This is a genomic window from Maribacter luteus (assembly GCF_009674825.1).
Lineage (GTDB): Bacteria > Bacteroidota > Bacteroidia > Flavobacteriales > Flavobacteriaceae > Maribacter_A > Maribacter_A luteus.
In genome coordinates this window covers 135,871-151,515 of the sequence record NZ_WKJH01000004.1, presented here as the reverse complement: position 1 = coordinate 151,515, position 15,645 = coordinate 135,871, and the positions used below count along the sequence as shown (strand labels likewise).

Sequence of the window (15,645 nt, the reverse complement as noted above, 5' to 3'; positions counted from 1 at the left end):
AATACTCTTTTTGGGAAGGTTCACTACATTTCTGGCTTGGTACACAACAATAATTCGAATTTTCTGTAAAGCTGTTCTATATTTACCCTGTAATAATCAAGTAAATAATTTTTTTCATTTTCATATAGTGTTCTCGTAAAAGGGTCTTGTCGGTAAACGGTGGGACTCTTTTTAGTTTACAACAGTTTTATTGAATCCCTCAGCCATTCTTCCTCAGTCCGTTCAAATCAAGGAATCCAGCTATTCTTGTCAAAATTTGGCTTCCGTTTCTCCAAAAAGGCATTTCGACCTTCTTTCGCTTCTTCTGTCATATAGGCCAAACGGGTTGCTTCCCCGGCAAATACCTGCTGCCCAACCATACCATCATCGGTTAAGTTCATGGCGAACTTCAACATTTTTATGGATGTTGGTGATTTCTCCAGGATTTCCTGAGCCCATTCATAAGCGGTATCTTCCAATTCTTCGTGAGGGATCACAGCATTTACCATTCCCATTTCATAAGCGTCCTGAGCGGTATAGTTTCGACCTAAAAAGAAAATCTCACGAGCTTTTTTCTGTCCGACCATTTTGGCCAAATAAGCAGAACCATACCCGCCATCAAAACTGGTAACATCGGCATCGGTCTGTTTAAAAAGGGCATGCTCCTTACTGGCTAAAGTCAGGTCACAGACTACATGTAGACTATGCCCGCCACCAACGGCCCAACCAGGGACAACGGCTATTACCACTTTGGGCATAAAACGTATCAAACGCTGTACTTCCAATATATTCAATCTGTGCATACCGTCCTCACCTACATAACCCTTATGGCCACGTGCCTTTTGGTCGCCACCACTGCAAAAAGAATAAACCCCGTCTTTGGTTGAAGGGCCTTCCGCCGAAAGCAGGACAACCCCTATAGATGTGTCTTCCTGAGCGTCATAAAATGCCTTGTAGAGTTCACTCGTTGTCTTTGGCCGAAAGGCATTGCGCACATTAGGCCTGTTGAAGGCGATGCGGGCAACCCCATTACTTTTTTTATAGGTGATGTCCTCAAATTCTATAGCGGTTTTCCAACTGGCTTTTTGCATGGTATCGGTTTTTGATGTGCAACAAAATTAACAATTGCAAAGTAACACAATTTGATAAAATTATGGGTAACGGTTGTCTTCGTCTTTTTCCAAAAAATGCTCACCATCAGTCTTTCTGACAAAGAGACCAAATTTCGGAAATCGATATATGAATGTTAAAAGTGTGACTAAATTATTTATATTTGAGTACTCCCCCATTTTTTATTAGCTATTGCAGTAGTAGAACACAGCTTGGAAAAGGAAGCGAACTTGGTTCACTTACCTCCTATCTCTAATTTTAAATAAAATGCATTTTTATGAAAACGAAAATTTTAGGTTTATTAATGGTAATGTTATTGGTTTCTTGCAAAGAAGAACCTCAGATGGTCCAAAGGGAAATCAAACAATACACTATTGATCAGTTCATGGACAATGAGTCTGTAGGTGGAGGAAGCTTTTCTTATGACAACAACAATTTATTGGTTTCCAGTAATCGGTCAGGGATTTATAATATCTATACGATTCCTGTTAAAGGGGGCGAAATGACAGCGATTACCGCATCGGATAGTACATCCGTTTTTGCGGAATCATACTTTCCAAATGATAATAGGATGCTTTACAGCGCAGATGGCAATGGAGATGAAATAGATCATCTTTTTGTAAGGGAGTTAGATGGTTCGATCAAGGACATAACCCCTGCGGAAGGTGCCAAAGCAGGTTTTTATGGATGGTCAAAGGATAAAAACCATTTGTATTACGGATCAAATAAAAGAGACCCTCGGTTTTTTGATGTATATAAATTATCGATTGATGGCTATACATCCGAAATGATCTACCAAAATAATGACGGGTTGGATTATAGTGAAATGTCAGATGATGAGAATTATATCGCCTTGTCAAAGGTGATGAACACCAATGACAGTGATTTATTTATCTATAATGTAAAAACCAAGGAAACAACCAAAATCAATGAAAATCTAAGTGCAAATTCCGCCCAGGATTTTTCGGTGGATAATTCAACTTTTTACTACACCACTGATGATGGTGGTGAATTTTCGTATTTGATGTCCTATGATCTGGAGTCAAAGGAAAAGAAAAAGGTCGTTGAGAAGTCTTGGGACATTATGGGAAGTGGTTTTACCTCGCAAGGAAATTACATGGTAGTTTATACCAATGAAGACGGAAAGAATGCCATTGATATATTGGATGCCAAAACAATGCAGCCTATTGATATGCCGGATTTTGATAACAAGAGTATTACGAGTGTCAATTTTAGTGATAACGAAGAATGGATGCGGATGTATGTAGGTGGTTCTAATGCACCTTCAGATTTGTATACCTACAACCTAAATACCAAAGAACAATACAAATTGACCCATGTATTGAATGATGAAATTGATGCTGAAGATTTGGTAAATGCAGAAGTTATTCGATTTAAATCGTTTGATGGCACGGAAATTCCTGCCATTTATTACCTTCCACATCAGGCTTCTGAAACCAATAAAGTACCGGCCTTGGTATGGGTACACGGTGGTCCAGGTGGTCAAACGCGTCAAAATTTCAATTCTTTGATGCAGTATATGGTCAATCATGGTTATGCCGTTTTGGCCGTGAACAATCGAGGCAGTAGTGGCTATGGAAAGACCTTTTTTAAAATGGATGATAGGAACCATGGGGAAAAAGATCTCCAGGATTGTGTGGAGGGTAAAAACTGGTTAGCGGAACAGCCTGAAATCGACGGTGAAAAAATTGGTATTTTAGGAGGGTCATATGGCGGATACATGACGATGGCGGCATTAACATACACTCCAGAGGAGTTTGATGTGGGTGTTAATTTATTCGGTGTTACCAATTGGTTGCGAACCATGAAAAGTATCCCTCCGTATTGGGAATCGTTTAGGGAAGCCCTGTATCTGGAATTGGGTGATCCCTATTCGGCCGATTCCGTTCGTTTAAAACGTATTTCACCTTTGTTCCATACAGACAAAGTAACAAAACCATTGATCGTATTGCAAGGTTCCCAAGACCCAAGGGTTTTACAAGTAGAATCCGATGAGATCGTGGCAGGGGTACGTAAAAACAATGTTCCTGTGGAATATGTATTATTCGAGGATGAAGGTCACGGCTTTGTAAAAAAGAAAAATCAAATAGAAGCATATAGCCGAATATTGAAGTTTTTGGACCGATACCTTAAAGAAGAAAACCTACCTGTTGAGGGGGAAGTCCCCAAAATTGAAATTGAAGAGGAAGAGTGATGCTTTTCCCTTTACCGATAACAGCAGTTTCGACGATCATAATTTTATAGATCATCCAACCCTAAACACCCTTGTATCCCTATGAGAGAAACTTTTATGAAAATCATACAACGTTCATCATTTTAGTACCAATGAACAACCATATATGAAACCAACCAAACATAACCAACAACAGGTAACCGAAGTCTATGACAAATGGCTTTACAGTTACTTAAATGGGGATATTGAAACCTATGATTCTTATTTTGACAATGCCTTTCATTTTATAGGTTCTACCAATAATGAAGAGTTTTTGAACAGAAAGGACACCACTGATTTTTTTAGGAATACCGCCGAACAATTTTCAGGAAAGACCCAGTTACGCAATGAAACCAAAATTATTGAACAATTTGGGGAACTGGTAATTTTAACCCACATCTTCGATGCATGGTTCTCGAATGGGGAAATTTGGAATTTTTATGATCGATTTCGATTCAGTAATGTTTTAGAGAAGAATAATGAAGGTTGGCATTTTGTGTACCAACACTACTCCACACCCGATAGCAAGGCCCAAAAAGGGGAAACGCTGGGCTTGGATAAGATAAGCAAGGAGAACTTAGAGTTAAGGGAAGCCATAAAACGACGGACTATTGAACTCGAAGAAAAAAACAGGGAGCTTGAAATTGAAGGGGCCTTAGAGCGTATTCGTGCAAAGGCTTTGGCTATGATCGCCCCTGAGGACCTTTTGGATGTGGTGGTAACCTTACGTACTGAATTTCTCAAATTGGGTTACGAGGCACAGTATTTCTGGCATATGTTGTGGTTGCCAGAAACCTATGAGAAAGCCATGACCTCGAGTGATGGTACCCGAATTGGTATGGTAATGGAACTCCCTAGACATTTACACGGGGATATTCCGTTATTGGCCCAATGGGAAAAAAGTACCGATCCCAAAGTTATTTATGCCATGGACGCTGAAGCTGCCATTGACTATGTGGATAAAATGATCACATTGGGCAATTTTCAACAGATCGATCCCCAAGCCCCTACCCATGATGATATTCGTCATATAGGGGGACTCACTTTTGTCATGGCGCGCACCACCCATGGGGAAATTGGATATAGCCTACCCGGTGTAGTTGAAAACCCTCCAAAGGAGGACCAAAAAATCTTAGTGAAATTTGCGGAAGCCTTTGATTTGGCACACCAAAGATTTCTTGATCTTCAAAAATCTGAAAAACAAGCGCGTGAAGTCCAGATCGAGTTGGCATTGGAAAAAGTACGAAGTAGAACCATGGCCATGCATCATAGTGATGAATTGCAGGAAACATCATTTCTATTGGATCAACAAGTAAGAGCTTTGGGTATAAAGACTTGGGGTTGCGCTTTCAATATTTATGGGGAAAACGAATCTACCGAATGGTTTGGTAATGAAGCAGGGATTTTACACACCTACACAGTTCCAAGGGCCGGGATATTCAAGAAGTATTACGATAGAGGTCAAAACGGGGAAACACTATATATTCAAGAATTTTCAGGTGATGAATGTGTGGCCCATTATGAATATATGAGCTCCCTTCCTGTAATTGGCGACGTTTTAAAACAATTAAAGAAAACCAATAACGGTTTCCCTACCTATCAAATAGACCATGTCGTCTATTTTAAATATGGGTATTTGTTATTTATCACCAGGGAACCGGTACCGGATGCCTATGATATTTTCAAACGTTTTGCAAAGGTTTTTGAGCAAACCTATACACGTTTCATAGACCTTCAAAAAGCCGAAGCGCAAGCACGGGAATCACAGATAGAAACCGCTTTAGAGCGAGTGCGTACACGTACAATGGCCATGCAACACAGCAACGAACTTCCCGAGGCCGCCAACGACCTATTTTTACAAGTACAGGAGCTGGGCATTCCAGCTTGGAGTGCGGGCTATTGTATTTGGACAGATGATAAAAAAGGGGCTACCGCATTTATGAGTAGTGAGGGCGTTATTCAAAAGCCATTCGTATTGCCCAACGTTGGTGTGGGTTATGATTTTGATACACCTTTAAAAAACGGGGAAAATTTTCATATTGGTGAACTAGGCGGTGAACTCATTAAAGAACATTATGCGTTTATGCGTACGCTTCCCGTTTTTGGGGAAGTGATCGAAGGTGTCCTAAAAGCAGGACATCTACTTCCCTCCTTTCAAATATTCCATATATGTTATTTCAAATATGGTTATGTAATGTTCATTACCTATGAAAGAGTACCAAAATCCCATGACATATTCAAACGTTTTGCCACGGTATTCGAACAGACCTATACTAGATTTCTTGATCTACAGGTAAAAGAAGAACAGGCCACTGCCCTACATACCGAAAAAAAGAGATTGGAAGATACACTTTACAATCTTCAAACTACACAAAAGCAATTGATCCAAGCAGAAAAGATGGCAAGTTTGGGAGAACTAACCGCTGGCATTGCCCATGAAATACAGAATCCGTTAAACTTCGTCAACAACTTTAGTGAAGTCAGTAATGAACTTATTGATGAAATGAACGAGGAACTGGATAAAGGTGATTTGGAGGAAGCAAGGTTCATTGCGTCGGACATCAAACAAAACCTTGAAAAAATAAACCATCACGGTAAACGTGCAGACAATATTGTAAAGGGTATGCTGCAACATTCAAGAAGTAGTAGTGGCAAAAAGGAACCAACTGATATCAATGCCCTTGCAGATGAGTATTTACGTCTGGCCTATCATGGTTTGCGGGCAAAGGATAAATCATTTAATGCCGAACTGATAACTGATTTTGACGAGCATATTGGAAAAGTAAACATGATACCGCAAGACATGGGGCGGGTTATTCTCAATTTAATTACGAATGCCTTTTATGCCGTTAACGAGAAAAAGCAAAAAGACACAGATTTTAAACCTATAGTCTCTGTAAGTACCAAAAGCCTAGGAAACCATATTAGCATTAGTGTTTCTGACAATGGTGATGGTATTCCTGAAAAGGTCAAAGAGAAAATATTTCAACCCTTTTTTACTACCAAACCAACAGGTCAAGGTACTGGTCTGGGGTTAAGCATGAGCTATGATATTGTGACCAAGGGGCACGGAGGCGAATTGCAAGTGGAAACTGAAGAAAGTGAAGGCACTACTTTCAAAATTAACTTAAGAATACATGATTAAACAATCCCTCCTATTCATCACGCTATTTTTCTGTATACTATTTACGGCAAGTGGGCACGAAAACCCTATAGATAAAAATGGATTGGCACTAGATACAATCGTGCATTTTACGAAAGCAGATTTAGATTCAATTTTTGGTTTAAGGTTGACAAATAAAGAAGGTTGGATATTTAAATCAGGAAATAAGCAAGATGCGTCATCTATAGACATTGATTTAGCTGGTTGGGAACGATTAAACCCCTCTCAGATAACCAATGATATGGCAGATAGTTCTGGCAAATTTGAAGGATGGTTCAGATTGCAATTTACCATTGATAGTGCTTTCGCAAAGCTTCCACTCTATTTAGATAAAGAGGATCATGCTGCAGAGGATATTTATTTAAATGGAAAGTTATTCCGTCAATTTGGAGAAAAAGGGAACGATAGAGCCTCATTTAAAGAACACATTCAAGATTTTGACATTCGCAACCCAATCTTTTTAGAACCTGATACCATACATACTTTGGTCATTCATTATGTAGATTATAGTACCTATGGCAACATATTCAAAGTAGTTCCAGTGGGTTCAACCAGAATAGTTACCAATGACTATTTTGATTATATGAACTTTTTGGGATATAAAGTTTTGTTCGACTTAATTGGATCTTTCATATTTTTTATACTTTTTTGGCTTCTATATCTTCTGATCAGGGAGGACAGTGAACTGTTAATGATAGCAATTTTTTCCTCTTTGATGTTACTATTGAATATTTGTATCGCTTTCAACGGTGCAGACAGCTTGTTCTTTACGTTGCCCTCTAAGTATATGATTATACTTTTATACATACGGGACATTTTGTATATTTATTTTTTCTTGTTCTGCTTTTTATTTGGATACAGAATTTTCTACGGTAAACATTCAAAGTGGTTCATTCTGGCTAGTATAATATTGATCTTTATTCCATACTATGCTGCTTTTGCTCTTTACTTTTTCATTGCTATTTTCTTAGTCTTTTTGTCAATCAAATCTAAAAAAAGAGAATTATCTGTAAGAATACTGCTATACAGTCTAACATTATCTTATATCATAACTGCTACTGGCTTGATTTATAGGTATTCGAATTTAACCGATGATTTTAGTCTAAGGTTAATAATGGTTTATAGTGATACGATCGGTAAAGCCATTCTCTTTTTAGGCATGTTGGCATTTGTTGCTTATCGCATGAGAGAGAAAAATGAGGATATGCGGCAAAATGCAATGGAACTTGTAAAGGTAGAAGCTGAAAAGAGTGCGCTAATTACTTCACAAAATGAAAAGTTAGAATTAAAAGTAAAAGAAAGAACATCAGAGTTAAATCAATCTTTAGAAGAATTAAAAGCCACACAATCACAACTCATCCAATCCGAGAAAATGGCCAGCCTTGGAGAGTTAACTGCTGGTATTGCCCATGAAATTCAAAATCCGTTAAATTTCGTCAATAATTTCTCTGAGGTAAGCAACGAACTTGTTGATGAAATGAATGAGGAATTGGATAAAGGAGATCTTGAAGAAGTGAAAGCTATTTCATTGGATATCAAACAAAATCTAGAAAAAATAAACCATCACGGCAAACGTGCGGACAATATTGTAAAAGGTATGCTTCAACATTCTAGAAGCAGCAGCGGCACAAAAGAACCAACTGATATCAATGCCCTTGCAGATGAGTATTTGCGCTTGGCTTATCATGGTCTGCGGGCAAAGGATAAGTCATTTAATGCAGAACTCATTACAAATTTTGACGAGAGCATTGGAAAAGTAAATATTGTACCACAAGACATGGGGCGGGTAATTCTCAATTTAATTACCAATGCCTTTTATGCCGTAAACGAGAAAAAACAAAGAGATGTTAATTTTAAGCCCATAGTTTCTGTCAGCACTAAAAAAACGGATGAACATATCACCATTAGTGTTTCTGACAATGGTGATGGCATTCCTGAAAAAGTTAAAGAGAAAATATTCCAACCCTTTTTCACCACTAAACCTACTGGGCAAGGTACCGGCTTAGGCTTAAGTATGAGTTATGATATTGTGACAAAGGGACATGATGGAAATCTAAAAGTGGAAACAGCAGAAAAAAAGGGAACCACATTTATTATAGAATTACCGAACTAAACCAACAACCAAACCAGTATGAAAAATATAGAATTAAGTAAACTTGTACTTTTAATCGGCTTTTTCTGCTGCTTGTTTTTGGTTTCTTGCCACAAACAAAGTAAGTCTGAAACGGAAACTACTGTAGGTGATTTTAAGGTTCCAGAAACCATTCCTTTACAATTTACGGAACCAGAACCTTTTGAATGGGAAACCATAACCAACGACACGCTAACAACCCCCGTCACATATGATTTAAACGTAGATGCCTTGCCCAGCAAACCATTTGAACTAAACACGTTTAAACCGCTGAAGTCCCCAATGAAGGAATACGATTTGGACTGGGACAGTTATCGTACGGGGGAATTAAAGTTTGATTCCGTACCCTTTACAGTGACCAAAGCGCCCATAAAAAAACCGACCATCACTAAAATGAAACCTCCAGGGATTATGGACGGTACCCATGTAAACTTACTACAACTTTCTACCAATGAAGGATTACCCACTAATGATATTACTTCCTTTTTGGAAACCGAAGATGGGGCCATTTGGATGGGATCATCCATGAACTCAACACCCCTAACCTACTATGATGGTGAGAACGCCTTTGTATATGATTACCCAGGAGTGTATAAAATGACCTTTGACCAACAAGGTAAGCTTTGGTTGGTAAGTCCGGGGCCTAATTTTTTAACGGTATTGGATTTTAAGAACGATATAGCATATACGATTACCAAGACAGACATTTTTACACCTTTCGATATTCTTTGCGATCATACAGGAACGATCTACATGAACTCCCTTACTGAAGGATTCTACGTAATGGATGCGGAAATGAAAAGTTTACGAAAGATTATAAATGAAGGCTCCAATAAACCTTGGAAGATATTTGAGGACAGCAAAAATAATTTATGGCTCAGTTATCAAGATGGTTTGAGCGTGTTGGATCCCTCAAGAAAAGAATTTAGAACAATTTCCAATATAGCCGAAATTGAACTTAACTCTATTGTTTGGGATATAAAAGAAGATGCCTATAACAATATTTGGCTGAGTTATCCTTACCCAACGCCCAATGGTAGTTCCAATGCTTCTTCCAGTGTTCTAAGATTAGCAATAGATAAGCAAAAAGTTAGCGTTTTAGGTTCTGAAAACGGGTATACCATTACAGGTGATAAAATAGAAGAAGATGCCCAAGGCAACTTATGGATATTCGGAGCGACAGAGGCCTTTCTACTAAGTGAAAATAGGGATGCTTCCAAAACAATTGCCCTAAACGCTGCTCTGCAAGGCTCTCTTAGGATACCAACCCCTTTAAAACGTAAGGATGGGTCTCTTTGGATTGCCACCACAGATAAAGGGGTGCTCATCGCCAATGAGTTTACCTTAAAAATGGAATACTTTGATACCTCCCGAGGTTTGATCAACGATGCAGTGTGGGAAATTGAAGAAGACTCTAGAGGTGACATATGGCTAGGAACGGCTGCGGGGATCAATATTATTGACTTAAATAAAAATACGGTCAAATCCCTCAGTTTTTCCCAACTGCATAGTGTACCCAATACAATCAATTTTATCAAAGAAATATCACCGGACATGTATTATTTAAGTACAAGGCCCGGCTTTTCCATCCTTGATAAAAAGAAAAATAAACTTTCCGTATATGCCAATTCTTCCAACATTTTTGGTGCAGGTGTTTCTATTTTAAACGAACATACTTTTGCCAACTACTCTAGTTCAGGACTGTACATATTTAATATTGAAAACAACACCGTTAAAAAAGCAGTCTCTAAAAATGGGGAAGAAATTCTAAAGGCAGGAAGCGGATCCGTCATAGCTTATGACAAAGAAATTCTTTGGATTCCTACTACGAAGGGACTAGCGAAAGTAAATTTAAAAACGAACACTGTTAGTTATCTTAGTAAAGAACAAGGTCTTAGCGATGAAAATGTATCTACAGCAAAATTTTCTAATGAAGGTGAATTATGGATAGCTACCTTGAACGGTGTTAACGTACTTGATTTAAAACAAAATACACTTACCACAATAACAAAAGAAAACGGACTATACCCTACAGATTTTTATGATCTGGCCGAAAAAGGAGGAATGATGTACGCTGGCAGTAGTAATGGTTTGGTTGCTATGGAGAAGGCCACCGTAAAAGAAACAAATAAAGGATTCTATAATTTTAATGGTGGACTCGGTTTTAAATATAACGACTATTTACAAGGTTCCCCTAGATTTCTAAAAAATGGACAGTTTTGGTCAGGTGTTATTAATTCATCTAGTGAATTTAGGCTAATGGTGTTGAATACGGAACTTAAAATTGATACTACCATAAGTACGGTTAAGATCAATAATATTTTCGTAAAAGATGAAACCCCTGGGTTTGGCTCTCAACATATTTCAGATTCTACAAATAACAAAAAGGCATCCTATGCCATTGATAATAGTATTAAATGGGATTCTGTTACACGTCCTTATAATATTCCCGCAGGGCTTGCCCTACCCTATGACCAGAACAGCCTTAGTTTTAGCTATGGTAGTGATGCTATATTCAACAGGGATAAATTAACCTATCGTTTTATTCTAGATGGTGAAGATGAAGATTGGAGTTATGCTGGAAATGCCACAAAAACCAAGAACTATTATAATTTAAAACCCGGTAATTACACCTTTAAAGTTGCCGTTAGAAATACCATTGGCGATTGGTCCGATCCCGATAGCCTATCTTTCAAAATAAATCCGCCATGGTGGCAAACTTGGTGGGCATACTTAATATTCGGTTTAATTGCAGCTAGTATTTTAAGGGCATATATTGTTTTTAGGGCCAGAAAATTAACTAAAGAGAATAGAATCTTAGAAGAGCGTGTTAGTCATAGAACGGTTCAGCTTAAAACAAAAATCGATGAGTTAAAGTCCACCCAATCCAAATTGATCCAATCGGAGAAAATGGCCAGTTTGGGTGAACTTACCGCAGGTATTGCCCACGAAATTCAAAATCCGCTAAACTTCGTCAACAACTTCTCTGAAGTGAATAAAGAACTTCTAGAAGAAATGGAAGAAGAAATTGAGAAAGGCAACTATGACGAAGTAAAAGCGTTGGCCAAAGATGTTTCTGATAACGAGGATAAAATCATTTTTCATGGCAAGCGCGCCGATGGTATCGTAAAAGGAATGCTGCAACATAGCCGTAGTAGTACCGGTCAAAAAGAATTGACCAATATCAATACTTTATCAGATGAGTACCTACGCCTAGCCTACCATGGTTTACGTGCAAAGGATAAATCCTTTAATGCCACTTTAAATACCGATTTTGATGATGCTATCGGTAAAATAAATATAGTTGGGCAAGATATAGGGAGGGTTATTCTCAACCTAATTACCAATGCCTTTTATGTGGTAAAAAAGAAAAAAGAAGAAAACCCTAAAGGTTACGAACCTACCGTTTCGGTAAGTACGGAAAAGAAAGGGAATATGATACTCATAAAAGTATCGGATAATGGCAATGGAGTGCCTAAAGAGGTATTGGATAAAATATTTCAACCCTTTTTCACTACCAAACCTTCTGGGGAAGGAACCGGATTAGGACTATCACTAAGCTATGATATTGTAAAAGTACATGGCGGTGAATTAACAGTTGATACCAAACAGGGAGAAGGCACCACCTTCACCATATCATTACCAATAAATTAAACCACAAAAAACCACCTTATGAAAATATTAGTTGTAGATGACGAACAAGATGTAAAAGTACTTTTTCAACAGCGTTTTAGAAAAGAAATACGAAAAGAAGAATTAGAGTTTGTTTTTGCATTCTCGGGGGAAGAAGCCTTAAAATTGATGAAAGCAATGGAACATGAAGCTGTACTTATTTTATCTGACATTAATATGCCGGGCATGAGCGGACTGGAATTGTTAGATACCATCAAAAAAAATTATGTGAAACCGCCTCCAATGGTTATGATGATTACCGCCTATGGAGATGATGAAAATAGAACAATGGCAAAAAATCTAGGTGCAGATGACTTTCTTACAAAACCTTTAGATTTTTCACTTCTAAAAGACAAGCTGATAACCTTAACATAAGACTATGGCAAAAATAATGGTAGTAGATGATGAGACGGACTTGGAGATACTCATCAAACAAAAATTTAGAAAGCAAATACGGCAAAACGAGTATGAGTTTGTCTTTGCCGTAAATGGGAAGGATGCGTTGGATAAGCTTGCTGAACACCCAGGGGTGGATATTGTTTTGAGCGATATCAACATGCCAGAGATGGACGGTCTTACCCTACTCTCAGAGCTGCATGAATCCAGTCCGCTTATCAAAGCGGTCATTGTATCTGCCTATGGTGATATGGAAAATATTCGTGTGGCCATGAACCGCGGTGCTTTTGACTTCATCACCAAGCCCATCAATTTTGAGGACCTTACAGTGACTATGGAGAAAACCTTAAAACATGCCAAAGAAATTCAAAAAACGTTGCAGGCAATTAAGGAGAATAATATCCTTAAAATGTATGTGGATGAGAACGTACTTAATTTTATGGGGGGACAGGAGTACGAGTCCAAGATCATGGCCAACGAAAGCATTGAAGGTACGGTCATGTTCGTTGATGTGTGTGGATTCACAAAAATCAGTGAAACCACAAGTCCAGATGTAGTCGTCACCATGCTCAATACCTATTTTGATGCCATGGTAAAAGAAATTATGGAACAGAATGGCTTTATAGATAAATTTATAGGCGATGCCGTAATGGCCGTTTTTAGAGGGGAATATCATTTGGATCGTGCCATTGATGCCGCATTGGCCATTAGAAATCAAGTGAACAGCTTACCTAAAGGGGAAGGCAAAGAAACATACCAGCCAAAGGTTTCTATCGGTATTAAAAGTGGGGAAATGATTTCGGGCAATATTGGCTCCGCTACTCTTAAACGTCTAGATTACACCGTTATTGGGGATACCGTAAATACTGCAGCTAGATTACAAGATGCTGCTAAAGAAAATCAAATTATCATCTGTGAAAGTTGTTACGAACAGGTTAAAGAGGCTTTTAAATGTGAGAACCTAGGTAGTATTAACATGAAGAACAAAGCACAACCCCTTACGGTGTACAATGTGATAGAATAGCCATTGAAATTAAACTAAAAGCCATCAACAAACCAACATACAAAAAGAAACAGCGAGAGAGTAAGCTGTTCGATACATCAAATAGGTAACAGCCATACTAATGAAATACAACAAGAAAACGTAAACCAGAACCAAACCATCCAAAAATAAAAAAGAATGAAAAATGTTTTACAACTACTAATATTAGCACTTTTATTTACAAGCTGTGCCGATGAACAACGAGCAACAAAGAAAACAACCTTACCCCCTATTTCAGAAGTGTATGAAAGTTATTATGAGGGTAGTTTGGCGTTAAATCCTGTCTATGGAAATTTTTATGGTATTAATAGGTATTTTGACACACTACCCAATAACCTAACAGATGAATATAGAGCTAAAGAAGTAGCCCATTATCAAACACATCTTGATAAAATTCAGAAGTATAACAGAACAGAACTAAACGAATCGGACCAATTGAATTATGATATTTTGGTTTGGTATGCTACAAACAAACTTGGTTACAATCACAATTTTACAAAGTATTTGCCCATAGACCAACTAAAATCTATTAACCTATATGCAGCGCAACTGGCTTCGGGTAGTAGTATACAACCCTTTGCTACCGTAACAGATTATGAAAACTGGATAAAAAGACTAGAAGATTACAATGTGTGGTTAGACACTGCGCATATGAACATGAAGGAAGGCATTACATTAGGATATGTGCAGCCAGAAGCCATTGTAAAAAAAATAATTCCGCAATTTGAGGCAATGGCAAAAGGACCGGCTGAAGAACATTTATTTTACAGGCCCGTAAAAAATATACCTGAGGGGTTTACAGAAGCTGAAAAATCAGCTATTGAAGCCATGTATCAAAAAATGATTATAGAAGAGATTATACCCAGGTATCAAAAATTAGCAGAATTTTTTAAAACGGATTATTTAAAAGCTGCCCGGTCCACTTCTGGTATTGGTCCATTACCCGGAAGTTCGGAATTCTATAAAAATCAAATTGAATACATGACCTCTACAAACCTTTCTGCAGATTCCATATTTGATTTAGGAAAATCTGAAGTAGCACGGATTAGAACAGAAATGGAATTGGTTAAAAAAGAGGTGGGCTTCCAAGGTAGCCTAGATGATTTTTTTATTCACGTTCGTACCAATAAAGACTTAATGCCTTATACAGACCCACAACAATTGTTAAGCAGTTTTGATTCCATTCAACAGCGTATGGCACCGCAATTAGCCAAGTTGTTCGATAAAAAACCAAAAACACCCTTTATGGTTAAACGCACTGAGGCTTTTCGTGAAAAATCGGCAAGTGCACAATACAACCCTGGTAATCCTGATGGTTCAAGACCTGGCATATTTTATGTACCTATTCCTGATGTTACTTCCTACAATGTATATTCTGACGAGTCCTTGTTTTTGCACGAAGCAATCCCCGGTCATCACTATCAAATAATGCTTGCCGCAGAAAACGATAGCATTCCTGCTTTTAGGCTATTTACAGAATCCGGTGCTTATATAGAAGGCTGGGGTCTGTATGCTGAATCCTTAGGAAAAGAATTAGGATTATACGATGACCCATATCAATATTTTGGAATGTTAAGTGCTGAAATGCACAGAGCTATACGCTTGGTCGTAGATACCGGGCTACATCATAAAGGGTGGACACGTGAAGAAGCCATTGCGTATTCGATGGAAAATGAAGCATTTCCAGAAGCACAAATTGTATCAGAGGTTGAGCGATACATGGTGATGCCGGCACAAGCATTATCCTATAAATTAGGACAGCTAACTATTTTGAATCTTAGAAAAGAAGCCGAAAAAGCATTAGCTGATGACTTTGATATAAAGGCGTTTCACAATACCATTCTTGATGCTGGTAATATGCCGCTAGCCGTATTAGAACAGAAAGTTCGAGCTTGGATTGAAAAAGAAAGAAAATAGTG

Annotated in this window: 8 protein-coding genes; 7 read left to right on the top strand and 1 reads right to left on the bottom strand. The window is 38.1% G+C overall.

Going from position 1 to position 15,645, the window contains the following annotated elements; genetic code table 11:
* Positions 1-227: 227 nt before the first annotated feature.
* Positions 228-1,070: a 1,4-dihydroxy-2-naphthoyl-CoA synthase gene (locus GJ691_RS07440; protein ID WP_154365397.1), complete on the bottom strand. Its 843-nt coding sequence runs from the start codon at positions 1,068-1,070 to the stop codon at positions 228-230.
* A 296-nt stretch (positions 1,071-1,366) separates the two neighbouring features.
* Here GJ691_RS07440 and GJ691_RS07435 point away from each other — a divergent pair, with 296 nt between their 5' ends.
* From GJ691_RS07435 to GJ691_RS07405, 7 genes are all read left to right on the top strand, one after another.
* Positions 1,367-3,304 carry a S9 family peptidase gene (locus GJ691_RS07435; protein ID WP_154365395.1) on the top strand — a complete coding sequence of 646 codons (1,938 nt, stop codon included), beginning with the start codon at positions 1,367-1,369 and terminating at the stop codon, positions 3,302-3,304.
* A 145-nt stretch (positions 3,305-3,449) separates the two neighbouring features.
* Complete coding sequence (locus GJ691_RS07430; RefSeq protein WP_154365393.1) at positions 3,450-6,467, top strand: ATP-binding protein; 3,018 nt, start codon at positions 3,450-3,452, stop codon at positions 6,465-6,467.
* A complete protein-coding gene (locus tag GJ691_RS19695) occupies positions 6,460-8,598 on the top strand; it encodes an ATP-binding protein (protein ID WP_246200140.1) in 2,139 nt (712 codons plus the stop codon). The genes GJ691_RS07430 and GJ691_RS19695 overlap by 8 nt, the downstream gene beginning before the upstream one ends.
* 18 nt (positions 8,599-8,616) lie before the next feature.
* Entirely contained in the window at positions 8,617-12,270 is a 3,654-nt protein-coding gene (locus tag GJ691_RS07420) for a sensor histidine kinase (protein ID WP_154365391.1), read from the top strand.
* An 18-nt stretch (positions 12,271-12,288) separates the two neighbouring features.
* Complete coding sequence (locus tag GJ691_RS07415) at positions 12,289-12,663, top strand: response regulator (protein ID WP_154365389.1); 375 nt, start codon at positions 12,289-12,291, stop codon at positions 12,661-12,663.
* A gap of 4 nt (positions 12,664-12,667) precedes the next feature.
* A complete protein-coding gene (locus tag GJ691_RS07410; RefSeq protein WP_154365387.1) occupies positions 12,668-13,708 on the top strand; it encodes an adenylate/guanylate cyclase domain-containing protein in 1,041 nt (346 codons plus the stop codon).
* A 156-nt stretch (positions 13,709-13,864) separates the two neighbouring features.
* Positions 13,865-15,643, top strand: a complete 1,779-nt coding sequence (locus GJ691_RS07405; protein ID WP_154365385.1) for a DUF885 domain-containing protein — start codon at positions 13,865-13,867, stop codon at positions 15,641-15,643.
* Positions 15,644-15,645 lie beyond the last annotated feature (2 nt).